Source organism: Shewanella insulae, assembly GCF_009831655.1.
Lineage (GTDB): Bacteria > Pseudomonadota > Gammaproteobacteria > Enterobacterales > Shewanellaceae > Shewanella > Shewanella insulae.
This window is the reverse complement of record NZ_WRPA01000006.1, coordinates 48,386-73,110: the sequence shown is the minus strand read 5'-3', so window position 1 is coordinate 73,110 and position 24,725 is coordinate 48,386. Positions and strand designations below refer to the sequence as shown.

Genomic DNA, 24,725 nt, shown 5'->3' with positions numbered 1-24,725 from the left:
GGCTAGCAGCTAGCGTCTGCTACCCTGGCCGCGCCGCTTGGCGCGGCGTTTCTGCGCTGCCTTGCCATGACGACGGGGATTGGGATCCGCCTTGGTAAGATCCGGCTCGAAACCGGGTAACCATTGCTGAGGCAGGCGCTTATCCAGCAGCGCCTCAATCTCCTCCAGCAGCAGGGCATCCTCCTCGCAATAGAGAGTCACGGCGACCCCCTGTTTACCCGCCCGGCCGGTACGGCCGATACGATGCACATAGTCCTGCGCCACATAGGGCAGCTCATAGTTGACCACATAGTCGAGAGACTCGATATCTATCCCCCGCGCCGCTACATCTGTGGCCACCAGCACCTTGACGCCTCCCTTGCGGAAATCACCGAGCACCTGCTCGCGGGCGCCCTGGCCCAGATCCCCATGAAACGCCTTGGCCGCTATGCCTTGCTCACTCAGGCGCGCAGCCAGCTTATCGGCTGCGACCTTCTTGCGACTAAACACCAACACCCGCTGCCAATCGCCCTTGTTGATCAGGTGCGACAAGAGGGCAAACTTACGCTCGCTGTCCGCCGCATAGACTCGCTGCTCGACGTCCTTGCTGGCACTGTTTTGCGCATTGACCGCAACGCGTTTAGGTTGCCTAAGCCAGCGATGACTCAGTTCGAGTACCTTGTCATCTAGGGTGGCGGAAAACAGCAGGGTCTGACGCTCGCTCGGCAAGAGGGCCATCAGCTGGGCTATCTCATCGGCAAAGCCCATGTCCAACATGCGGTCGGCCTCATCAAACACCAGATGCGCTATCGCATCCAGCTTAACCGCGCCGCGTCTGTGCAGATCCAGCAGGCGGCCAGGAGTAGCCACTATCAGCTCTCCCCCCTTGGCGAGCTGCTGACACTGAGCGTCTATGCTGACACCACCATAAACCAGTCCCGCCGACAACGAGGTGAAGCGGGCGAGATCTGAGATCCCCTGATGAACCTGCAGCGCCAGCTCGCGGGTGGGCACCAACACCAGGGCTCTTGGCTTTTTAGTCGAGCCCTCGACCTGCGCCTGGCCCATCAAGTTAGCCAAGATAGGCAGGGCGAAGGCGGCCGTCTTGCCCGTGCCCGTCTGGGCCGAGGCCATAAGATCCCCGCCGCCGAGCACCAAGGGAATCGCCTCGGCCTGGATCTGAGTCGCCTCGCGAAACGCCAGCGCTTCTAGCGCCTGTTGCAGGGGAGCTGGCAGAGACAATTGAGAAAATAACATAAGTGAGGATCCCGCTTTAGGTTGACTATGGTTGCTAATGGTTTGCTATTGATTTGGTCTTAGACTCGCTATTAGGCGCGCAGTGTAGCAGATTTCCCCCAGGGCTCTAGTAGATTTTCCCGCCCGGCGGGGCAGTGCAGAGCAGGTTAAACCGCCTGGGCTAGCCGCGTCTCGAAGGCGGCTACCGACTCATGCCAAAGCTGTTTAAGCGCCGCTATGTCAGATGCCTGCAGCGCCTGATGTTCCAGTTGTTGGCAGCGCCGTGTCATGCTGAGCATGCCCATGTTGGCGCTGCTGCCCTTGAGGCCGTGCAGTAGCTTGCCACTGGTCTCATTCTTGCTGTCTGTTCCCACAGCGTCCACTAATGCCTCAAGTTGCGTCAGCTGCGCCTCGCTGGAGCTTAGGTAGAGGCTAAGCATCTCGGTCATCGCCGCCTTGCCGAGGCAGTCGAGATCCGCCTGGAACTGATTGCTATCCAGCAGAGGATGCTCATCCTTCGACGCCTTAGGCGTTTCACCCTCAGTGATTTGCGCCGTGACGTTAGCGACTTCGGTGCCTTCTGTTGCTTCTATTACTTCTGTGGCTTTGGTTGCTGTAGATAGCGGGCTTGATGATTGCGAGGCCCGCCCCAGCCAGCGCATCAAGGCCTGCATGTTCAATGGCTTGGCCAGGATCTCATCGAAGCCTACCTCGCGATAACGCTCAAGATCCTGAGGCTGTAGCTGAGCGGTAAAGGCGGCAAAGGGCACACCGGGGGCAGCCTTGGCACGCAATCTGCTCAGCAGCTCTATGCCTGAACCGTCGGCAAGCTGAATATCCAGCATCACGGCATCAAAACCCGCTTCTTTATCCTCGAAAACCGTCATCGCCTCGGCACAACTCGGCGCCAATATCCCCTCATGACCAAGATGAGCCAGGAAGCCCTGAGCCACCATGGCATTGACCTGATTATCTTCCACCACCAGCACCCGCTTAGGCGCGACCTGAGGGACGATATCTGTCGTGCTCTGCGCAGGCGCCTCACAGGCGATCAACGGCAGGCTAAATCCGAAGGTACTGCCCTTATTGACCTCAGTCTCTACCCAGAGCCCCTCATCGCTCGCCCCCATCAGGGTGACCAGCTCCTTGCTGATGGCTAGCCCCAGACCGGTGCCCCGGCTTCGCCCCTGGTTGGGCTGGGCGCTATAGGCGGTAAACAGGCGCGGCATAACCTCCTCGGGGATCCCTAGGCCGGTATCGTTCACCGCGAAATGGATACGCTCCCCCTGGCGGTGCACCCTGAGACGGATCTCCCCAGCCGGGGTAAACTTGATGGCGTTGCCTAGCAGATTAAATAACACCTGTCGCAGCTTGGGGCCATCCAGGCTTACCCACTCGGGCAACTGGTCTCGCTCGAGGCGCAGCGACAGACCGGCGTTGCCCGCACCGGCAAGCATGATGGCCACCACCTCATCAAGCAGCTCGTTGATGGCCACGGAGCGCAGCTCGTTAGTCAGCTTACCCTGCTCCAGACGGGAGAAATCGAGGATATCGTTCAGTACCGTCTGCAGCAGCGCGCCGCTGTACTGGGACAGGGCGAGCATCTGTTTCTGGGCCGTGGGCAGCTCAGATTCCCCCAGTAGGGTCAGGGTGCCGAGCAGACCGTTGAGGGGGGTGCGGATCTCATGACTCATGGTCGCCAAAAATAGCGACTTGGCCTTGTCGGCCGCCTCGGCCAACTGTCTCGCCTGAGCATGGCCCTTAACCTCGGCATCGAGGCGGCGATTGGCCTGGGCCAGTTCCTGGGTTCGCTTCTGTACCGTGGTCTCCAGCGACGCCTTGTGGGCCGATAGCTCATCGGCCGTCTCCTGCAGCGCCGACTGCAGACGCTGATTATGATCTGTCTTCTGTTTAAAGGCATCGATGGCCGAGGCCATGGCGGTCAGCTCGTCATCACCATGGGGATCGAGCGCCACCTGAGTATCGCCCTTGCTAAGGCGTGCCAGGGCATCGGTCGCCTCATGCAGCCTCAGCGCGATCCCCTTGTAGATCACCCGGTAGACCACCAGCAGGATCAGCACCAGCATCACAAGGCCGGTGCCCCAGAGCCCGGCCTTGGCCCAGAAGAGCTGACGTAAAAAATCGCCTCTCGCCTGCTCCGCCTGGGTTTGCTGAGCCTTCATGGCCGAGTCAACCAGGGTATTGAGCTGGCCCAGCTTATCGCTCAGCCGCTGTAGCTGGGCCGTCTGGGAGGCGAGCACCTTGGCATAGCGGCGCTGCAGCATGAGCTTATCGCCGACGCCGCGCAAGATATCTAACTCATGGGCCAGCTCGGCCGCCCGCACCGGATCGCGCACCACTCCCTTGAGCAGCTCGAGCGGCATCAGATCGGGCTGAGTGGCTAGCAGATCGCCGCTCTGCTCCCTGGTTGATGCGTTAACGGCATCATTACCGGGGGCTCCGCCCTGAGCCTCGCTTGGCTGCAATCGATATTCGCCGCCGGGCTGCTCGGCCAGCACCCGCGACATGCTGACCAGCACCTTAGTGAGGCCTAGATGTTGCTCGGGCGACTGCAGTAGCTGACCCACCAGCGCCAGATGATGAATGAGGGCCAAGGCGCGATTGAGACGCGCCTGTATATCGAGATCTTTCTCAATGATGGTATCGAGCAGATAGCCACTCTGTGTCGCGCCGGCAACCTCGGGGTAAGCCAAGCTCAACTTGGCCAGCACGGCCGAATCGACTACGGCCAGTTCCGCCTCCAGCAGCTCGATTGCCCGCCCGGAGGCGTCCACTAGGGCCTCGCCATCCCCCCTCAACAGCTTGGCGAGCGCCAGACGCTCTCCCACCTGATGGCCGAGTTGAGTGAGATCATGGATGATCTCCGCCGCCCTGGGCCCCAGGTGACTATCGCCTTGCAGATTCAGCGACTTGAGACGAGCGATGGCGCCGAGCAGGTTGCCGCTCTCGATGGATAGCTTGCGGCCGATAAAGGCGCGCTCCGCCTCCTCCTCGACTCGCTCCAGCGCCTGGGCATTGTCCTGCAGCACATTGGCCGACTGCATCAATTGGCGCGCGGCTTCAGAGGCGGGCAGCGCCTCTTCATAGAGATATTGGTCGGCAGCCTTCACCCAATAGAGGGAAATGCTGCCCAGGCTCACCAGCAGAAGTAAGAGCAGGGCCAGTAGGCTGAAAGCCAGCATCAATCGGCCGACTAAACTTTTTCCTGAGAGTGATAAAGCGCCCACATGGCTCCCGTTTAACTGTTACAATGAATCAATAACATGCGTCTGGTTACATTATACTGAGTGCCCCGTGGTGAAGCATAATAAATCTCCCTTTTTCAGCGCCTTTTATCTTTGCCTCAATGGCCTAGCGATCTCTGCCTGTTTGGCAATATCGGCACACGCCTACGCCGCAGATACTTGGTCACTTCAGCAGCGCAGCCCCTATAACGCCAAGCTTCAGCAGGTCGAGACGCTCACCTATCAGCCCCTGAACATGACCAAACAGCCCTGGCGACTCTGCGCCCTGGTTCCTCACCTCAAAGATGCCTATTGGATAGGCATAGACTATGGCCTGGTCACCCAGGCTAGGCAATTGGGCGTAGCCCTAGAGCTGTTTGAGGCCGGCAGTTACTATGGTAAGGCCAAACAACTCGAGCAGCTCGAGCGCTGCATGGCCGGCAATTTCGACGCCATCTTGCTGGGTACAGTGGACCCAGAGCTGCTCAAGCACTATCAGGGGCAGATCAGCAAGCCCATGCTGGCCTTGGTCAACCGACTCGACAGCCCGCTGGTAAACACACGCATTGGCGTCAACTGGTATCAGATGGGATGGCATGCCGGCGACTATATTCGCCGCACCACCAAAAATAAGCCCGCTAAGCTAGCACTGCTGCTGGGCCCAGAGAAGCTGGGAGGCAGCACCTGGGTGGAACAAGGGATCATGGCAGCACTCAAGGGCAGTCGGGTAACTATCTCCTCCAATCGCCATGCCGACAACAATCGCGCCCTCTATCGGGATCAGCTGCATCACCTGCTCAAAGATCACACCCCCGACTATATTCTCGGCAGCGCCGTGGCCATCGAGGCCGCCATCGGCGCCCTGGCGCAACAGGACACGGCACAAGACATAGCCTTGGTGAGCAGCTATCTCTCGCCCGCCACCCTGCGCGGCCTGTACCGCCATAGGGTGGCCTTTAGTAGTGACGATCAGGTGGTGCTGCAGGGTAAGTTAGCGATAGATGTGGTGGTGCGAGAACTCGAGGGCGCCGCCCCCTTTGGTGATATCGGCCCCAGGATAAAGGGACTCACGCCTCAAAATAGCCAGGTGAAACAGCTGACTGACAGCCTGGCACCGGCGGATTTTTACCCCATCTACCGGGTCGAGGTGCCCGGGGCTAATCCTCAACCTTAGCGGCAAACAGATAACCCTCACCGTGGACGGTCACGAAGAGCTCGGCATTTAGCTTGTTGCGCAAACGGCGAATGATCACGTCTATGGTTCTGTCATTCACATCCTGATTGCGATGGCTGGTGAGCTGCATCAGACGCTCACGGCTTAGCACCTGCTGAGGATGCAGCACGAAGGCGCTCAGCAGTTCAAATTCGGCCTTGGTCAGCTTGATCACCTCATCGCCCAGGGAAAGCTTACGACTGTTGAGGGCCAGGCTATAGTCTTCAAACTCGATGAGATCGTCGCCGCGTTCGAGCTCGGCGATGGTCTGCTGCTGCGCCTTCTTCACCAGAGAGATGCGCCAGAGTAGATTCTTGACCCGCACCAGGAGTTCGCGCAGCTCAAAGGGCTTCGTCACATAATCGTCCGCGCCCATCTCCAGGCCGATGATCTTATCGATCGCCTCGTCACGTCCCGTCACAAGGATGATCCCCACGTCGCTACGACTGCGCAGTTCTCGCGTCAGACTAAGGCCATCGACACCGGGCAGGTTGATATCCAGCATCACGAGATCGACATGTTGCTGGCTGAATTGCTGCCACATCTCTTCACCATCGGCGGCCTCGAGCACCCGATAACCCTCTTTCTCGAAATAGCCCTTCAGACGAGCACGGATCACCGCCTCATCGTCGACCACAAGCACACAAGGTTGTAATGAAGTTAGGGCCATGACCCAGCTCCCAGACACGTTAAATAAAGGTTAAGGCTATTATTCACAATTTTTCATAATTGCATATAAGCTTTATCTCAATTATGGGATCTGGCGCGATTTTTAGCCGCCATAGCCCCTAAAAAATCACCAGCAGCGTCGCCTACCAGATTCATCGCCCCAGGCAAAGAGATTTTGCCTCAAGTCACTAAAGCTAAATATAAATCAAGATTTTTACACTTGGGTCATGTTAGCTTATGCTTACCTTATTAACATCACGCTCACATTAGAGGCTAAGACAGCTTATGGATGAAAGGCGGCAATTTTCGCGCATCTTCTTCGATGTCAATGCGACGCTCACCCAAGACGATAAGGTATGGTCGACCACGCTCCATGATCTTAGCCTAAATGGTGCCCTGGTAGAGCTGCCCCCAGCCTTCACACCAAGCCAGGAACCAATACTCCTGAGCTTCACCCTGGAAGGCTCGGATGTAGAGGTCACCATGGAGACCCAGGTGATCCACCGTCAAGACGGCCAACTCGGCCTCGAATGCCTGCATATCGATATCGACAGCATCAGCCACTTAAGGCGCATGCTAGAGCTCAACATAGGCGATGCCTCATTGCTCGACCGTGAACTCAAGATGTTTATCGAGGTGCATGATCAAGGGTGATGCGCCCTCCTGCCAGCCATGGACTTTGCTAGAGTTAGCTTAGCAGCAATGAATGCAACACAAAGGGGACCCAGGGTCCTCTTTTTCGATCTGGCGCTGCCGCTAACGCCGGTCCATCGGGCTAACTCCTGATGCCGGCGTCACAGGTTAACGCTCTATGTTTTCCTATCTAATGCACCGCAAGCACGCCTCAAGCCCCACCTAACAACTCACTTAAATACTCAATTAAATGTTTGCCTACAAGTTCACCTAAAAGCTCGGCTCTAGTGCAACCCAATATATTCGATTATCGAATAGTTATTAGTTATTAACTATTAGGTTTTAAGCCTATTCTAGCTCCATAGGCAAAATTAAGCCGTGAAATAAACCCATTTTAGGTTCAACCAAACGAGGTAGTCACCATGAAAACATCAATCGTCGCAGCCAGCATCGCCGCTCTTATGACTATAGGTGCAGTACAAACCGCTTCAGCTTGCTCTAGCGTATCGGCCACCACAGACTATGGCACACTAGTCGCCCGCTCGCTAGATTGGGGAGTCGCAGTCGAAGCCCGCGCCAAGATCATTCCAGCAGGCATAGAAGTGAGCTCCAATGCGCCTAGCTACAAGACTCAGGCCACCTGGACCACCAAGTACAAGACAATGTCACTGTCTGATAACCCTATCTTCCATGGCACCGCCTACGACGCCATCAACGACCAAGGCCTGTCTGTCCACGGTCAATACCAGGAAGCTAGCGCGCCGTTTCTGGCGATGCATAAAGACAATGACGATGGTGCACCTGCGGTCAACAACGGACTGCTGGCGACCTACATCACCTCAAACTACAAAACCGTTGCCGAGGCTATCGACGGCCTGGACAAAGGCGAATGGCAGCCAGCCTTCTCTGATCCCCTGATGGACATGGATCACTTAGTACCTGCGCATTTTAACCTGCGTGATAATGAGGGTAACGTGGCTCTAATCCAACTTAACGCAGGTGGCAAGCTGAAGGTATGGCGTGGCAGCACCAACGACGAGCTGCGCTTCGTCACCAACGAGCCTCTGTTCCAAGACCACCAAAAGTTCTCTAAGACGGTAGATCGCAGTGCACTGGGCACTAAACTGCCTGCGGATTACTCATCACTGTCTCGTTATGTACGCGGCCTGCACCATGCAGAGAGCCAGGACTTCAAAGACATGAGCTACCAGCAGACCATGGCGGCGCAACTACTGGCCTTCCACAGCGCGGTAGCCATCCCACAGTCTGTTATGGTGCCAACGGTCGATGGCCCACAGATCCTTAACGAAGGCGGCGTGTTCCCCACCTTCTTTACAGTGCAGTACAACCTGAAAAACGGCGATACCGTTTATTCAAACCTGCATGAAGGCCAACAGGTGAAGTTTAACTTCACCGATGTGAAAGTCGGTGACCAGCCAGTCTGTTCAAACCTGACCGTTGAATCCCAAGATGGAAATTCAACCCCCACTTTTGGCAAGTGTAGCTAAACAACCTTAAGTGCAAAAAAGCCTCCATATCCGGAGGCTTTTTTATCTTTTACAACAAGAAAACGTTCAATCTAGTTAGCCTTTACCTGAAAGGCAGCGTGATAGCTCACCACTCCCTGAGGCCATTCGCCGCGCGTTTTATGCGCAAGAAAATAAGCCTCTGGCACGCCGGGTAGAGTAAGTCCGGCATTGGACGCAAAGCCAAAACGCCGATAAAACTCAGGCTCTCCCAGTAAGACGCAGCCATGGGCACCGGCGTTATCGAGCGCTTCCAGTGCGGCGCGCATCAAGGCGCTGCCGATCCCCTCTCCCTGAAGCCCGGGCAATACCGAGATGGGACCGAGTCCATACCAGTCTGGACTCCCATCAGAGATGCTCACCCGGGACAAGGCAACATGCCCTACTAGTTTTCCCTGCACCTCGGCCACTAATGATATCGCCAGCGCGCCTGCATCTCGCAGGGCATTGACGATAAGATGCTCGGTATGGTCTGTGTGAGGCGCCTCGAGAAAGGCTGCCCTGGTGATCTCTGCTATGTCTGCACTATCGCCGGGGGCTTCACTGCGTATACGCATGGGTTTCCTCTCGCTGACAGTAAACCTTAACAGATCAGCTCTAGTAGCTCGTGGATCGTCTTGATGGGGTTAATCTTGGCGCCCAACCCTTCCATCGACTTATGATAGTTGCGATAGGGAATAAAGATCTCGGTGAAGCCATGCTGCACCGCCTCTTTCACCCTGGGCACGCCGCTGTCAATGGGGCGCACATCACCGTTGAGACTCAGCTCGCCCATGATGCAGGTGGTGCGCGGCACCACAAACTCGTTGAGGCTGCTCAACAGCGCTGCCACCAGCGCCAGGTCGATACAGGTCTCAGACTCGTCAATCTTGAGTCCGCCCACCAGATTGAAATAGGTGTCGTGATAGATCTTGGTGCGGGTATGTTTACGCAAAATTCCCGTCAGCATCTTGATGCGGTTCATGTTCAGGCCGACACAGACCCGCTGGGGAAACTCCCCCTCAGCCTCTGTGGTCAGGCACTGGATCTCCAGCAGCAGGTTGCGATTGCCCTTGCGGATACAGGTAATGGCCGCCCCGGGAGACTCGGTAGTGGAGCCCGAGAGGAAGATCTCGCTGGGGTTATCGACACTTATCATGCCCCGCTCCGTCATCCTGAAGATGCCTACGGTATCCACGTCGCCGAAACGATTCTTGTTGGCCCTCAGGGTGCGCACCTGACCGTCGTTACACTCGAGATGCGTCAGGCAGTCGACGATATGGATCAGGGTCTGCGGACCTGCCGTCTCGTTGTTTTTGTTCACGTGGGCCACCAAAAACATGGTGACATTGTTCTGCTTACAGTATTGTGTCAGCGCCTGGGCACTGCCCTTGACCTGAGATGGCGACCCCGGGCTGCCGTTGGCCAGATCCGTCACCACGGCCTGAATTGAGTCGATCACCGCAAACTTGACCTGCTTGGCCTCCAGCTCGGCGATGATCGCCTCCACATTGGTCTCGGCCATCAGGTAGAGGTTTTCCTCGTTGCAGTCGAGCCTGAGGCGATTGACCCGGTTCTTAAACTGCGACAGCGACTCTTCGGCGGTGCAGTAGAGCGAGGGCATCAGTTGAGACATACGCGACACCAGATCCGACAAAATGGTCGTCTTACCGGCGCCGGGATCCCCCGAGATAATGTTAACCGAGCCCGTGGTGAGCCCGCCGCACAGCACGCGATCCAGCTCGCCAATGCCGGTAAGCAGCTTCTTGGCCTCGAACTCCTCCACCTCGCTAAGCTTCTTCGAGCCGCCACCGACGGCCCCCGCATAACCGGCCACCGAGCCCGCGCTTGACTTGGCCGGTGCCAGCCTCACCTCAGAGATGGTGTTCCATTCGCCGCAGGCATTACACTGCCCCTGCCAGCGGGGAAAGTCCTGACCACATTCGCTGCACACATATGCTGTTTTATTCTTCGCCATAGCTTAACTGTTTGTCATCTCTTCAATGTCCGGATTATCCCCGATCTAGCTGCGCAAACCTAGAGACAGCCCTTTTTCATGCAGGCATTCTACATGAGTATCATGAGCGGCTGTAGTCCGCTTAACCCAATCCATCTTTTGACTAAGCGGTAAAATGATTCCCACAATGACTTCAAAATATCTTACACTGGCGTTAAGGCTTACCAAGCTGCTCCCCCTCACCGGAAAAGTAAAATTGTGTTGAATAAACAAAAGGCTATCAAGTTTTGAACCAAGCCGCCGACACAAGAAGGTAAGCCGCGCCATCAATTACGAGTCGAAAAGATATAATCCATGAGTCTAGAGCAACATAAGGCATTGATCGAACAGTTAAAACCCCTGCTAATGGAAACCAATTTCCAGGAGCTGTTTGATCATCTGACCTCGGGCGAGTCCAATTCGACCCGTTTTCTGCTCAAGATGGAGCTCAACCGACTCTCCTCCCCTTGTACTCGAGTTATCGATCTCAGGGACAGATCCGAGCTGCCTTGTGAGGCTTTTAACAGTGGCGCCCAGACCCACTTTGTCGACGCCCCTGCAAAAGAGAACTTTATTCAGGCGCTGGCCCTGTACCGGGGGCAATACACCCTAGGCGTATACGAACAGGTGATCGAGGGGCATAAACTGCGCCGGCAACGCGCGCGGGAAGGCGACCAAACCAGCGATACCGCCCTTACTCCCTATGTGGCCAGCGGCGCCATATTAGGCAGTTACTTTAACCGCGCCGAGGAGCGAATGAACTACGCGATCCGCATCGGTGTACTGCAGCCGGGTCGCAATGAGGTGAAAGGTATTACGGTGGACCTCTCGGTCGGCGGCGCCCGTATCCGTCTGCCAGTCGATCACGGCCTCAACCCTGAGCAGCCGCTTATCGTCAAGCTGCTGGAGCTGAGCGAAGAATACTATTTCGATGACCTGCAGAAAGGCGTCGAGTATCAAGTGGTCGATGTGGAGAGCAACCATGAGTTCAGCTGGATGCGCCTAAAGCGCGTCGGCGGCAGCGAAGCCCTGTCTGACATGTTAGCCAATCTGATCCAAGGCTATAAGTTTCGCTATAAGGTGGACATCAACGACATACTGGTGGCCGCCACAGGACTGGGCTTCGAGCGCCACTATTTGCCTCACCTCCCCCACCTGCCGCTGTACGTGGAGCAGATTGAAGGACAATACCGCATCACCCACAAACTGCTGAGCCGGGACAACCAGAAGCTGCAGCAATATTTTGTGGATGAAAAATCTGTCAGCCAGCTCGGCGGCATGCTAACCCATGAGCGTCTACAGGCGCAGTTTAACGCGCCTCAAGATCCGGATCACAGCCTGTTTTTCTGCTTTACCTTTCAGGCACAGGGGGCGATCTTCTTCTATTCCGCCACCCTGGCCGAACTGAAGCAGAGTGATCTGCTGGGGCTCTTCCTGCGCTTTGGTGCCACCAAGGCCAGTTGGCGTATCTTCAAGCTGGCCAGTCACGAGATAGACCATGAGATCTCCTACAAATCCAGCGTGATTCCAGGAGACTCGGTTAATTATGCCTCCCTGACCGAGGCCCAGCTCAAACGCTTCACCCATGTGTTACAGCTAATCGATCTGACCAATGAAGAAGCCCTGCCCAGGTATGAGGCCTGGGATGCCAAAGGCCATCAGGCAAACGAGTTAAAGCGCTTCGGGCAGGAGAAACTACAAGAAGATGAGATTAAGTTACTGTCGCTACAATTTACCGAGCGGCGCAACGAGGCACGTTTCTCCTTTAAGACACTGGTCACCGTCAGCCAGGACAAACAGACGCACCATGGATTTACCTTAGATATCTCAGGTAAGGGGCTACAGGTCACCCTGGATGAACCGGCCAACTTAGATACTACTGCGCCCGTGATGGTCGCCTTTCCCAAGCTACAACACCTTGCAGGTAAGACGCGCCTGGCACAGTTGCCTTATAGGCTGATCCGCACCCGCAAGAATGGCGTAACCATACATCTTGCCGCCATGGTCGGCCACACGCCCCATGTCGGTGTGGCCTTTCTCAGCCGCCTCATCGAGGCCAACCGCGACAAGCTGAGGAAACTGACCGAGGCCAACAGCGACATGAAGGAGCTCTCTGACGGGCTAAAGAATCTCCTGATGCGCGAATTAGCATCCGTCCCCTACTTCGTCGAGAAGACAGCCAAATCGGCAAAAGTCAGTGTTCTTGGCATTAGTAAACATTCCAACGCCATCGCCGACCTCTTTGCGGCAACCACCCAGGAAGCCCTGAAATATGACCTCAGCGCCCTGTTGGATAAGGGACGTCTCAAAGAGGATTTCATCACCCCGATCCGGCAGATGAAGCCGCAACATGGACTCGAGTTTTTTGAAACCTATGTGCAGATCTCCCGCCAGTCCCAGGGACGGATAAAGATAAAATGCGTGCCGCCAATGGAGATTGGCGATCAACAGGCGCAGTTGCATTTCATACGGCAGAGCCAAAATCTGGGTCGCTTCATGGCCCTTCGCGTCTACCGCGGCGCCGCCGGTAAGCCGGATATCAACTATATCAAGCGTGAACTGGAATATATTGGCCTACACGCCCAGCATAAGGGTAAGAAACTCGAGCAGTTGATGTGGCACATCATAGGGGTTGGTGAGCTACTGGATATCACAGACGAGGTGATGTTGCGCTACCCCCAGTTGCACTGCGAGCAGCTCGATGAGTCATCCAATGAGCAACACATAGAGCTCGTCAAGGAATCGACCTAGCTAAAAGAGCGGTACCACTCCAACACCTTAGGAAAATGGTCCTTAGTCGCGTCTCTATGGGTAAGCATCTCGGCATGACCATAGTCATGCAGGTTACCCTTGGCCTTAGAGAGCAAGGTATAGGTCACCCGATTGAGATGGCACTCCTTTATCATGCGCTGGACATCGGCCGGATTACCCAGCACCTCATCGCCCGAGCCTGCAATAAACCAGGCCTTAGGCCAGCCCAGCTTGGCGCCTAAGGCACTTGCCGCCTTGGCATAATCGAAGCCATCGTCGTGATCTATCCAGTCGCCCCTGACCCAGTCGATACTCTGGGACAGGGAGGCCTTGGTCTCGTTATCCATTCCCATACGCCAGCGATCGGCGGCCAGATAACCGTGTCCGGCGGCAATCGCCGGTGCCAGCTTATTCCACACCAGATCAACCATCAGCCACTTCTTAAATGAGCGCACCTTGATGGCGCGCTTACTGCCGAAAGTCAGTAGCGAGGCAACGCTGGCCTGAAAGAAGTCGAAGCGAGCGATGGCACTGGCCATCAGTACGCCTCCCCAGGAGTGGGCGCACCAATGCACCCTATGAACCTCAGGATGCTGAGACAAAATATAGTGCTGCACCAGAGGAAGCTGTTCACGGATCACCTCGCCCTGACCATGACTGGCACCAGTGCTCAATTTAGGGGTGCTCAAACCTCGTCCCAGCGTGTCGAGTACATAGACAACATAGCCCGCCTCCGCCAGATAGCAGCCAAGACCTCTGCCCTTGTCGCTATAGAAGACACGGCCGTTCGACATGGCACCATGAAGCATCAAGATGGGTGGTTGACTCATGTCGGCGCCGGACCGTTTGAGCATGCGCAGGTGAAGTTGTCCCTGGCGGTAAGGGATAAAACGAGATTCTTGGATCAGAGGCAACACTGAAAACATCCGAGTTAAATTTGATTTAAATTACTGACTTTAAAGGGCTAATACAAGAGCAAAACGAACCTTAAATAAGCTTAAACAGGTGTTTAAAAATAATGACTTGTAGATCAAAGATAAAAAGATGGTTTTAAACGCGGGCTTTATATTAGTTTCAATAAGGAGAGAGTAAAATAACGGGCCCGCACACGGCGAGCCTCGATTCAGAATTAGAGCAGGCCGAGTATCCCGCCTAGGCCAGGTTAACTAGCATGTAGGGCAGGACCCTGAGATCCAACTTAGCTATCGCCGCATCCGCCGCCGCCTTCAATTTGGGCTTGGCATGGTAGGCGATGCCAAAATCCGCCGCCTGTACCATAGGGATATCGTTGGCACCATCGCCAATGGCCAGACGTTGCCCCTCGGGGATCTGCCAGCTCTCGGCGCTGCGTAGCACGGTATCGGCCTTAAACTGGGCATCGACCACAGTGCCTACTACCTCCCCCTTGAGCTTACCCTCGACGATCACCAGCTCGTTGGCATAGGCGGCATCGAGATTTAATTGCTGCTTAAGATGCCCCACGAACGGGGTAAATCCGCCAGAGGCCAACACCAAACGCCATCCATGGGCTTGTAGTTCGGCCACCATAGCCTCTAGTCCCGGCATTAGCGGCAACTTGCTACACAGGGTATCTATGATACTAGCGTCGGCCCCCGCCAGCTTGGCCACCCGCTCGCGCAGGCTCTGCTCGAAATCCAGCTCCCCCTGCATGGCGCGCTCGGTAACCTCGGCCACCGCCTCTCCCACCCCGGCCATGGCCGCCAGCTCATCGATACATTCTATCTGAATCGCCGTCGAGTCCATGTCCATCACGAGTAGCCCAGGCTGATCTAGCCTCGGCTGCTCTGCGCCAATATGCAGCAGCTCGATATTGTCGCGCTTGCCAAGCCCTTGGCAGAGCTGCTGTCCCGCTCGTTCATCGAGGCAGAGTTCGATACAAGCAAGATCGTTTTGACGGGTGATAACGGCGATACTCGCGCGTGCTACACAAGACAAGAGCTGCTCGGCGATAACCTCCTGGGACAGCGCCCCCTGATAGACCAGGCGCAGGCGTAAATCAGCGTCAGGGGCACTCACTTCCTCATGGCGCGTCAAGTGACAACCATCCAGGGTAATGTTTGCATCAACCTCATCATAGAGCCATGAAAACAGAGGATTTTGTTGCTGATTTGCCATTAGTAATGCGTCTCCGGGTATCGGGTTAGAAGATAATCCATTATGATTAATAAAACCCTTATCATCTTCAGGTACAAAGTGTTTTTTCTTAAAGGACTCAAAAAGACCCAAAGGCTGACGCGACTGCTGCAGATAGCTGTAGCGGTCGCCCTCATGGTGGGCCTGTTCCAATTATGGGAAACTAGCCTACTACAAGGGCAGCAGCTTCTAAAGTCCCAAACCCAAAAGATGGCACGATTATTCGTGCAGCAGACTGCCTATGGCGCGGCCCCGGCACTGCAACTGCAAAATGACGAGCAATTACAATGGCTCACCAGCGCGCTGGTACAAGATCCTAAGGTGATGTCGGCCACCATCTTCAGCGAGAAGGGACAACGCCTGGCTTTCGCCCAGAGCGTCACCGACGAACAGCTCGAGCCCGAATCGGAGGAGCTTAAGGCACTACTGGCCCCCTACCCCCCCTATGTTGAGGCCGTGCTGCAGGATGATAAGAATCTCGGTTTTATCGAGGTACGCCTGATGCCCCAGCGCTTCTTTAATGAGATCAAGGAGGCGCACCAGCTCAACATGGAGCAGCAGCAGATGATGCTGCTCATCGCTGGGCTCATTGGCATGCTGCTCTCCCGTGCACTCTCCTTTAAACGCGCCGACTTCGAGCGCCGCAAGACCAAGAGCCGACTGAGTAAGAAGCTCGCCGCCACGCTGGAGGCGGATGACGCGCAGGAGAATGACGATTCTGCGCCAGATACAGCTGGTGACAAAGAGCGAGGCCAGTAGGAAGCCATCCCCCGACTAAGGACACAGATGATACTCGCGCTCAACATAGTCGAGATTTAGACAGAGTAAAGCCCTGGTCAGAGAAAAAGCTTAGAGCAGACATAAAAAAACGGGCCAACAGGCCCGTTTTTATTCAACACTCGCGTAATAATTACAGAGTAATTGCCGCTTCCAGTGTCATTTCGATCATTTCGTTGAAGGTGGTTTGACGCTCGTCAGAAGAGGTCTTCTCACCAGTACGGATATGGTCAGATACTGTCACCACACATAGCGCCTTAGCACCAAACTCTTTAGCAACGCCGTATAGACCGGCAGCTTCCATCTCAACGCCTAGTACGTCCATCTTCTCCATCACGTCGAACATTTCTGGATCAGGCGTGTAGAACAGGTCGGCAGAGAATACGTTACCTACGCGGTACTTAGTACCCTTCTCTTCGGCAGCCTTAACCACTGCGCTCAATAGACCGTAGTCACAGATAGCGGCGAAGTCTTGGCCCTTGAAGCGTAGACGGTTAACTTGAGAGTCAGTACAAGCGCCCATACCGATGATCACGTCACGTACCTTAACGTCGGTGCTGATCGCACCACAAGTACCCACGCGGATCAGGTTTTTCACGCCGTAGTCTTTGACTAGCTCAGTCGCATAGATAGAGCAAGAAGGGATGCCCATGCCAGAACCCATAACAGAGATACGAACACCTTTGTAAGTACCAGTGAAACCTAGCATGTTACGTACGTCAGTGACTTGCTCAACGTTCTCAAGGAAAGTTTCTGCAATGTATTTAGCACGTAGCGGGTCGCCTGGGAATAACACTGTATCAGCGAATGCACCGTCGACTGCATTAATGTGTGGTGTAGCCATCTATATAACCCCTATTTTTAGACTTAAGTCTTTTTCTAGTAGCGGTGGCCCAATTTAAGCCACCAAATCATAATATTGTAGCAGGATGACCTTAAATCATCCTTATTGCCTAGGCGACGAATGACTCGCCGTACTCCATAGGCTCAAGGCCGAAATAGCTCGCAATGCTCTGGCCGATATCGGCGAAGCTGTTGCGACGACCCAGTGAACCTGGCGCTAAACCAGCACCATAGGCCAATACAGGCACACGCTCACGGGTATGGTCTGTACCCTGCCAGGTTGGGTCACAACCATGGTCTGCGGTCAGCAGCAGGAGATCGTCTTCACCCAGCAGCGCCAACATCTCAAGCAGACGGCTATCGAAGTACTCCAGCGCACGGGCATAACCTGCGATGTCACGGCGGTGGCCGTAGTGAGAGTCAAAATCGACGAAGTTAGTGAAGACGATAGTACGGTCACCGGCCTGTTTTACCTGCTCCAGCGTCGCATCGAACAGGGCTTCCAAACCTGTGGCCTTCACCTTCTTGGTGATACCACAGTGAGCATAGATATCGGCAATCTTACCCACACTCACCACTTCACCACCGGCGTCTTTCAACTTGTCCAGAACTGTCTTTGATGGTGGCTCGACCGCGTAGTCTTTACGGTTACCTGTACGGGCAAAATCGCTTGGGCCTGTACCAACGAATGGACGGGCGATAACACGGCCGATATTGTAAGGCTCTAGCTCTTCACGGGCGATCTGACACAAAGTGTAGAGGTTATCCAAACCAAATGTCTCTTCGTGACAGGCGATCTGGAATACCGAATCCGCCGAGGTGTAGAAGATAGGCAGACCAGAACGCATATGTTCTTCGCCCAGCTCTTCGAGGATTGCCGTACCTGAGGCATGGCAGTTACCCAGGAAACCTGACAGACCGGCACGCTCAAGGATCTTGTCGGTCAACTCTTTAGGGAAAGAGTTTTTCAGGTCGCTAAAGTAGCCCCACTCATACAGCACGGGAACTCCCGCCATCTCCCAGTGACCACTCGGCGTATCTTTACCCGAGCTCAGCTCATCGGCATGACCATAGGCACCGATCACTTCGACATCGTCACCGAAGCCTGCGGCAAAGCTGCCTGTGCTCTCTTTGGCAGCCATAGCCAGACCAAGCTTGGCCAGGTTAGGCAGCTTAAGCGGGCCTTCGCGACCTTCGTTTGCCTTGCCTTCGGCACACGCCTTAGCAATATGACCGAAGGTGTTTGAACCTGTGTCGCCAAAGGCTTCAGCATCTTTTGCTGCACCGACCCCGAAGGAGTCGAGCATCATAATGACAGTTCTTTTCATCTTTTACTCTCCTAGAGATCTGACTGACGAATGTAACGATAGATCTCTGGTGTTTTCTCTGGCGCTTCATCGCCAATGTGAATCGCTTTCTTCACGGCTGCCGCCGCTTCTTCGAAGGCGCTTTCAGATTGCGCATGTACCATGGCAATCGGCTTATCTGAGGTGACCTCATCGCCTAGTGCACAAACTTGGGTTAGACCCACGCTGTAGTCTAGGGCATCACCTGGCTTACGACGTCCACCGCCCAGAGTCACTACCGCAAGGCCTAGCTCTCGGGTATCCATAGAGGTCGCAAAACCGCTACGGTCGGCGTAGACAGGACGAATGATCTGCGACTGTGGCAGATACTTAGCATAGTTTTCGATAAAGTCTGCTGGGCCACCAAGGCCAGAAATCATGCGACCAAAGATATCGGCAGCCTTACCGTTGTCCAGCACGCGGTTAAGCTTGTCACGGGCCTCGGCTTCGTTGGCGGCCAGGCCACCTAACTGCAACATCTCGGCACACAGCCCCATAGTCACTTCATACAGGCGTGGATTACGATATGCACCGGTTAGGAAATCAACCGCTTCCTTCACTTCTACCGCGTTACCGGCACAAGAGGCCAGAACCTGGTTCATGTCGGTCAGCAGCGCAGTTGTCTTGGTACCGGCGCCATTTGCCACGGCGGTAATGCTGCGTGCCAGCTCTTCAGAGGCTTCATAGGTCGGCATGAATGCGCCGCTACCTACCTTAACGTCCATGGCTAATGCATCGAGACCGGCGGCAAGTTTCTTAGAAAGAATAGAAGCTGTGATGAGAGAGATGGATTCAACGGTTGCTGTATTATCGCGAATAGAATAGAAGCGCTTATCGGCGGGAACCAGGTCACCAGTTTGACCTATGATGGCGACACCGGCTTCTTTAACGACTTTTCTGAACAGCTCGCTGTCGGGTTCTGTCTGGTAACCCGGAATAGCGTCAAACTTATCCAGAGTGCCGCCTGTATGACCCAGGCCACGGCCGGAGATCATGGGTACATACCCGCCACAGGCGGCGGCCATGGGGCCAAGCATCAGGCTGATCACATCGCCAACACCGCCAGTACTGTGCTTGTCTATGATTGGGCCATCTAGGCCAAGGTTTTTCCAGTTAAGGACGGTGCCGGAGTCACGCATGGCTGTAGTCAGCGCAATACGCTCATCCATGTTCATGTCTTTGAAATAGACCGCCATCCCCAGTGCAGCGATTTGGCCTTCAGAAACTGTGTTGTTGGTAATTCCCTGAACGAAAAATTGGATCTCTTGGGTAGACAACACTTCGCCATTACGTTTTTTACGAATAATCTCTTGTGCTAGAAACATGGTACTGCCTCCAAATTTGTCACAAAAAATCGTATTTGAGTGACAAATTCTCTTGTTTAACGCCAAAAACGTAATTTAATTACGAACAATATATACGAGTTTTGGCGTTATCAAATAGATTTAGATCACACTTAACTAATAAAGCTAACCGCGTCGCTTAGTAACCTTGAGGACCCTTAGGCGCTTCGGCCAATCCTAGGGTGTGTAGCAGGTTGTTCAACAGGCTAGAGGCACCGAAACGGAAAGTACGTGGCGTTGCCCAGCCTTTGCCTAGCAGACGCTCTGCGACGCCTAAGAACTCTTCTGCGGCTGCAGCATCACGCACGCCACCTGCTGGCTTAAAACCAACTTTAGGGTTCTTCTCAGCAATAACTGTCATCATGATCTCGGCAGCTTCCAAGGTGGCGTTTACTTCCACTTTACCGGTAGAGGTCTTGATGAAGTCGGCGCCGGCATCGATTGACAGCTCAGAAGCCTTGCGGATAAGCGCAGGGTCTTGCAGTACACCAGACTCGATGATCACCTTCAGCAGTACGTCGTCACCACAGGCTTCTTTACAAGCTTTAACCAGCTCATAACCGACGGTTTCATTGCCTTCCATCAGGGCACGGTATGGGAATACTACGTCAACCTCATCGGCACCATAGGCAACGGCGGCACGCGTCTCTAGCACGGCGATCGCGATATCGTCGTTACCATGGGGGAAGTTAGTGACTGTAGCGATTTTGATCGTCTCACAACCCATTTCGTTCAGGGTCTTACGGGCGATAGGAATAAAACGAGGATAGATACAGATTGCAGCCGTGTTACCCGCAGGGGTCTTAGCCTTATGACATAACTCAATCACCTTTTGATCTGTGTCGTCATCGTTCAGGGTCGTCAGATCCATCAACTCAATGGCTTTCTGTGCTGCTTTTTTTAAATCACTCATATTAGCTCTCCGAAACGTAAATTATTAATTCAGAAACAAGAAATCGACGTATGACAGCACCTAGAGTTGGCATCTTCTGATTATATTTATGGCCGGGCCTTCAGGCGTTGCCGTAAATTTGTTTTATCGGTACGACACAACAAGTTTACTAATTCAGGTATTCAATGCCCTGGCGATACCAGCGGCGATCCTGACACAAGGGTCACGACTTGAATCCTTGAAGACCGGGAAGGGGGAACTAAGTAATTATACTTTGTAGAGTAGTGTTCCAGCCTTTCCGCGAAAAATCCTTTTTAGCGCGTAAAACTACTAACCTTTATGTAAACAAGCTCTATTAATATAGTCCATGCTTAGATAAAAATTACTCACTTAGGGTTAAACAATCATGACAAACCTAGGCGAGGAATGAGGAGCCGCCTGCTGGCGGCTCCCAAGACTACAAATTCTGAATTTAGAACTTGTAAGTCGCGGTCAAGTAGTGACCCCAACCAGTAGTGTCTAGGCCAACGATACCAGCGCCATCTTTCAGCAGGTAAACGTCTTTGTAGCCTTTCAGGCCATAGCCAAGTGCATACTTGTCTGAGTGCCAGTACAGACCGAAGAAGGCCGCACCACCGTTAGAAGACATAGGTACGAATTCGTTACCGAAATCTTCGTCACCACCGAACTGCCAATCAACATAACCTTGGAAAGATAGGAAGCTCTTGTTTTCGAAGAAGTAGAAAGGCTTGAACCAGTTTGCAGAGAACTGGTAACCGTTCCACTCTTTCTTGTTCAGGTCATAGTGAGCGTACAGGTTCATGCCAGTCTTACCTAACCAAGGCACGTTTACGTCAGCACCGATACCCCAGAAAGTCGCGTTAACGTCTTCACCAACAGCACCGCCACCCCAGTTGAACAGAGTAGAGAAGTACAGCTCTTGAACTGGACCGAAAGATAGATCTTTACCAGTGATAGCATCTAGAGAGAAGCGTGGGTTGAACTTCATGAACATCTTGCTAGCGCCAGAGCCAGAAGCCTTGTCGCCTGAGCTTTCGTTACCTAGGTTAAACACGTCAACATAACCGTATAGATCAACGATACCCTTACGGCCGCCGAATTCCATCTCTAGGTAGTTGTGTCCGCTTTCACCAGCACTTGGTAGCTCGTCAATAGAGTACATTGCGTTGAACTGCATCCACTTATAGTCGGTAGCGTATAGATCTGAACGATCAGCTGCGAAAGCGTTGCTAGACATTGCTGCTACGGCTGTAGCGGCTAAAGCTAAAGTTTTAACGTTTTTCATCATCAACCCCATTATTTTATGGTTTTACTGCTCTTTACGAGTCAGCGTTTCTTTCTTTGTTGGCGCCGCATTTTACTCAAACTGTACTAAATCACAATACAATTAATGTAAAAATGCGAACACAATATTCTAACATTAAAACAAACTTCTGATTTATCACCGATATTGGCGTTTTTTCGCCTTGCGGGTCGAAGTTCGTTCACCCACGGCTATCCATCAACAGCTGTGATAAATAGCCATCTTGTTACTAACATGTTGAAAAATGGTTGAGTTAACGCTGACTCTGCCCTGCTGGGCAGAGTCGTCGTTCAGGGGCATCCCCCCAAGGAATTTCCTGAGACTTATAACGCTAGGAATAGACCGGCTAGCGTTGCACTCATTAGGTTAGCCAGTGAACCAGCCACTACCGCACGTAGACCCAACTTAGCAAGGTCATGACGACGGGTAGGAGCCATTGCACCTAGACCACCTAGTAGAATCGCGATTGAAGACAGGTTAGCGAATCCACACAGTGCGAATGAGATGATAGCCTTAGTTCTATCAGTCATTACCGCGTTAGTCGCTTCAACTAGGATACCGCCGTCTGCAACATCTTTTAGGTATGGAGCAAAGTTTAGGTAAGCAACAAATTCGTTAACAACAATCTTCTGACCGATGAAAGAACCCGCAACAAGTGCTTCATTCCAAGGTACACCGATTAGGAATGCAAGTGGCATGAAGATGTAACCAAGAATCAGCTCAAGCGTGATGCCTTCAGCGCCGAATAGGCCAGTAACACCACCGATGATACCGTTCAACATTGCGATCAAACCAACGAAGGCAAGCAGCATTGCACCAACGTTCAGGGCTAGGTGCATACCAGATGAAGCACCGGCAGCCGCAGCGTCAAGTACGTTAGCTGGCTTGTCAGGATCTTCTGGCAGCTCATCCATTTCGTTAACAGTTTTCTCTGTTTCAGGATGCATCAGCTTAGCCATCAATAGACCACCTGGTGCAGCCATGAATGATGCAGCAACTAGGTACTCGATAGGTACACCCATCTGCGCGTAACCAGCCAATACTGAACCCGCGATAGAGGCTAGACCACCCACCATGATAGCGAACAGCTCAGATTGAGTCATAGTCGCGATAAATGGACGAACAACCAGTGGTGCTTCAGTCTGACCAACGAAGATGTTAGCAGTCGCTGACATAGACTCAGTACGGCTAGTACCCAGAGCTTTCTGCAGGCCACCACCGATGATACGGATGATCCACTGCATGATACCTAGATAGTAAAGTACCGCGATCAGCGATGAGAAGAAGACGATAACAGGCAGTACGTTGATGGCGAAGATGAAGCCTACTTTGAAGTTAGCCAGATCGCCGAACAAGAAGCCGATACCGTTTTGTGCGTAACCGATAACGCTAGAAACGCCATCTGAAACACTTTTTAGAATGTCTTTACCGATTGGCACATATAGTACGAAACCAGCAAAGAATGCCTGAATCGCAAGAGCGCCAAATACGGTACGCATGTTGATAGCTTTTTTGTTGTTAGATAGCAAAAAACCTATCGCGAGTAGGACGACCACCCCTACTAAACTCATTAAAATATCCATTAACCATCACCCTATTGTTAATACTTTTTAATTATGTTGTTAACCAACCTTTTTCACCGTCAGATTATACCCGACCGGTTGGTTAAAATCGTCGTTTTGATCAAGTTTTTGAAGTTTTATTTCAAGGTGTTACAAAAAAAACTTGGTGCGATTAACATCTGTTTCTCCAAAAATAAACTAGAGGTCAAAGAGTTGCAGTGTATTTTGGAACACTTGTTCTGATACCAGAACGTTAGATTTTTTTTGCAATTTTGCGATTTTCTCAATTAGCAAATGCAAAATTAAGCTGGATCCGCCGGTTTTATCGGCAAAACCCGACTTTTTTACTAGGGAAACCAGGGCTAAATCAGTCTCAATCACTAGATGTTCTAACGGTAACTTGACAAGGGTTTCTTGCAGCTTTTTCGCTTTTTCCTCCAGTAACAGATGACCTATTCCTATGTAACAGCCCGCATCCACATAGCGCTGAGCCAACTGCATCGAGCCATAAAAGCCATGAATGACACCTCCTCTCTCTAACGGATAACGTTTGAGTAAAGCTAAGACCTCGTTGTGAGCCTTGACGCTATGTAAGATAACCGGCAAGTCGTATCGCTGAGCCAACTGCAATTGCGCCTCGAAACAAGGAAGCTGAGTCTCCCAGCTCGCTTTGTGTAAGGCGTCTAAACCACACTCGCCTATGGCCACCAACCTAGGATCGCCGCGCCGCTCACAAAGCAGTTTAGACAAGTTTTCAATATCTTGCCCCCAATCTGCCGTGCAATACCAAGGATGTACTCCGAGTCCATAATGAAAAGCATGGCGCTCTGCTACCGTCAAAAGCTTAGGCCACTGACTGGCACTGACGCCCGGAATCACCGCACCTTTAAGGCCATTGCTCTTAAGCCTCGCGACGAGCCGCTCGCGCTCGGCATCGAATTCTTCGAAATCCAGATGCACATGACTATCGATAACGGCAAGGGGACTCTTAGCGACTTGCATCATCGGCTTTCACCTTAGGACCTTGAGCTCCTTGCTGAGGCTGCAGCGCCTTTTGGAAGCTTGTGCTTAGCTTCGAGTCTCGATGCTCTGGCTCACTTAGCTCTGGTCCACCTATCTCAGGATCACTTAACTTGGGCGCGCAGCAGCGCTGATTCTCGGGCGTGAGCCCCATGCGGTCGCACCAGGCTGTATAGGCCCGCCACCATTTCACTATCATCTTGGCTCCTTAATTCTATGGCTCTTCACTTCTCTGGC

General features: G+C 53.4%; 20 protein-coding genes. 5 read left to right on the top strand and 15 right to left on the bottom strand.

From position 1 onward, the window contains the following. Window positions 1-9: 9 nt before the first annotated feature. Together GNT65_RS08445 and torS are read right to left on the bottom strand one after the other, a co-directional pair. Entirely contained in the window at window positions 10-1,236 is a 1,227-nt protein-coding gene (locus GNT65_RS08445) for a DEAD/DEAH box helicase (RefSeq protein WP_160795221.1), read from the bottom strand. A 146-nt stretch (window positions 1,237-1,382) separates the two neighbouring features. Next, the gene (gene torS, locus GNT65_RS08440) at window positions 1,383-4,418 is read right to left on the bottom strand and encodes a TMAO reductase system sensor histidine kinase/response regulator TorS (protein WP_181006215.1); all 3,036 of its coding nucleotides are present in this window, start codon (window positions 4,416-4,418) and stop codon (window positions 1,383-1,385) included. Window positions 4,419-4,530: 112 nt separating this feature from the next. Here torS and torT point away from each other — a divergent pair, with 112 nt between their 5' ends. Then, window positions 4,531-5,634, top strand: coding sequence for a TMAO reductase system periplasmic protein TorT (gene torT, locus GNT65_RS08435; protein ID WP_160795217.1), 1,104 nt, complete (start codon window positions 4,531-4,533; stop codon window positions 5,632-5,634). Here torT and torR read toward each other — a convergent pair. Next, window positions 5,618-6,343, bottom strand: coding sequence for a two-component system response regulator TorR (torR, locus tag GNT65_RS08430; protein ID WP_160795215.1), 726 nt, complete (start codon window positions 6,341-6,343; stop codon window positions 5,618-5,620). The two genes, torT and torR, sit on opposite strands and share 17 nt — an antisense overlap. A gap of 284 nt (window positions 6,344-6,627) precedes the next feature. Here torR and GNT65_RS08425 point away from each other — a divergent pair, with 284 nt between their 5' ends. Then, window positions 6,628-6,996 carry a PilZ domain-containing protein gene (locus GNT65_RS08425; protein WP_160795213.1) on the top strand — a complete coding sequence of 123 codons (369 nt, stop codon included), beginning with the start codon at window positions 6,628-6,630 and terminating at the stop codon, window positions 6,994-6,996. Between the two features lie 401 nt (window positions 6,997-7,397). Further along, entirely contained in the window at window positions 7,398-8,483 is a 1,086-nt protein-coding gene (locus GNT65_RS08420; protein ID WP_160795211.1) for a linear amide C-N hydrolase, read from the top strand. Window positions 8,484-8,554: 71 nt separating this feature from the next. Here the strand turns inward: GNT65_RS08420 and GNT65_RS08415 are convergent, their stop codons facing one another. Together GNT65_RS08415 and radA are read right to left on the bottom strand one after the other, a co-directional pair. After that, window positions 8,555-9,058 (bottom strand): GNAT family N-acetyltransferase, encoded by a 504-nt coding sequence (locus GNT65_RS08415; RefSeq protein ID WP_160795209.1) that lies wholly within the window; start codon window positions 9,056-9,058, stop codon window positions 8,555-8,557. A 26-nt stretch (window positions 9,059-9,084) separates the two neighbouring features. Beyond that, window positions 9,085-10,458 (bottom strand): DNA repair protein RadA, encoded by a 1,374-nt coding sequence (radA, locus tag GNT65_RS08410; RefSeq protein WP_160795207.1) that lies wholly within the window; start codon window positions 10,456-10,458, stop codon window positions 9,085-9,087. Between the two features lie 333 nt (window positions 10,459-10,791). Here radA and GNT65_RS08405 point away from each other — a divergent pair, with 333 nt between their 5' ends. Next, entirely contained in the window at window positions 10,792-13,227 is a 2,436-nt protein-coding gene (locus tag GNT65_RS08405) for a PilZ domain-containing protein (protein ID WP_160795205.1), read from the top strand. Here GNT65_RS08405 and GNT65_RS08400 read toward each other — a convergent pair. Beyond that, complete coding sequence (locus GNT65_RS08400; RefSeq protein WP_160795203.1) at window positions 13,224-14,153, bottom strand: alpha/beta fold hydrolase; 930 nt, start codon at window positions 14,151-14,153, stop codon at window positions 13,224-13,226. The genes GNT65_RS08405 and GNT65_RS08400 overlap by 4 nt on opposite strands. A gap of 226 nt (window positions 14,154-14,379) precedes the next feature. Beyond that, a complete protein-coding gene (gene serB / locus GNT65_RS08395) occupies window positions 14,380-15,363 on the bottom strand; it encodes a phosphoserine phosphatase SerB (RefSeq protein ID WP_160795201.1) in 984 nt (327 codons plus the stop codon). Between the two features lie 42 nt (window positions 15,364-15,405). Between serB and GNT65_RS08390 the strand changes: the two genes are divergently transcribed. Continuing rightward, window positions 15,406-16,140, top strand: a complete 735-nt coding sequence (locus GNT65_RS08390) for a YtjB family periplasmic protein (protein ID WP_181006214.1) — start codon at window positions 15,406-15,408, stop codon at window positions 16,138-16,140. A 151-nt stretch (window positions 16,141-16,291) separates the two neighbouring features. Here the strand turns inward: GNT65_RS08390 and deoD are convergent, their stop codons facing one another. From deoD to GNT65_RS08350, 8 genes are all read right to left on the bottom strand, one after another. Next, window positions 16,292-17,002, bottom strand: coding sequence for a purine-nucleoside phosphorylase (deoD, locus tag GNT65_RS08385; protein ID WP_160795199.1), 711 nt, complete (start codon window positions 17,000-17,002; stop codon window positions 16,292-16,294). 109 nt (window positions 17,003-17,111) lie between these two features. Next, the gene (locus GNT65_RS08380; protein WP_160795197.1) at window positions 17,112-18,329 is read right to left on the bottom strand and encodes a phosphopentomutase; all 1,218 of its coding nucleotides are present in this window, start codon (window positions 18,327-18,329) and stop codon (window positions 17,112-17,114) included. An 11-nt stretch (window positions 18,330-18,340) separates the two neighbouring features. Next, a complete protein-coding gene (gene deoA, locus GNT65_RS08375; protein ID WP_160795195.1) occupies window positions 18,341-19,672 on the bottom strand; it encodes a thymidine phosphorylase in 1,332 nt (443 codons plus the stop codon). A gap of 157 nt (window positions 19,673-19,829) precedes the next feature. After that, window positions 19,830-20,603: a deoxyribose-phosphate aldolase gene (gene deoC, locus GNT65_RS08370; RefSeq protein ID WP_160795193.1), complete on the bottom strand. Its 774-nt coding sequence runs from the start codon at window positions 20,601-20,603 to the stop codon at window positions 19,830-19,832. A gap of 451 nt (window positions 20,604-21,054) precedes the next feature. Continuing rightward, window positions 21,055-21,888: a nucleoside-specific channel-forming Tsx family protein gene (locus GNT65_RS08365; RefSeq protein ID WP_160795192.1), complete on the bottom strand. Its 834-nt coding sequence runs from the start codon at window positions 21,886-21,888 to the stop codon at window positions 21,055-21,057. Window positions 21,889-22,229: 341 nt separating this feature from the next. Beyond that, window positions 22,230-23,489 carry a NupC/NupG family nucleoside CNT transporter gene (locus GNT65_RS08360; RefSeq protein WP_160795190.1) on the bottom strand — a complete coding sequence of 420 codons (1,260 nt, stop codon included), beginning with the start codon at window positions 23,487-23,489 and terminating at the stop codon, window positions 22,230-22,232. A 177-nt stretch (window positions 23,490-23,666) separates the two neighbouring features. Next, window positions 23,667-24,473 carry a TatD family hydrolase gene (locus GNT65_RS08355; RefSeq protein WP_244952132.1) on the bottom strand — a complete coding sequence of 269 codons (807 nt, stop codon included), beginning with the start codon at window positions 24,471-24,473 and terminating at the stop codon, window positions 23,667-23,669. Beyond that, window positions 24,457-24,687, bottom strand: a complete 231-nt coding sequence (locus GNT65_RS08350) for a hypothetical protein (RefSeq protein WP_160795188.1) — start codon at window positions 24,685-24,687, stop codon at window positions 24,457-24,459. The genes GNT65_RS08355 and GNT65_RS08350 overlap by 17 nt, the downstream gene beginning before the upstream one ends. Window positions 24,688-24,725 lie beyond the last annotated feature (38 nt).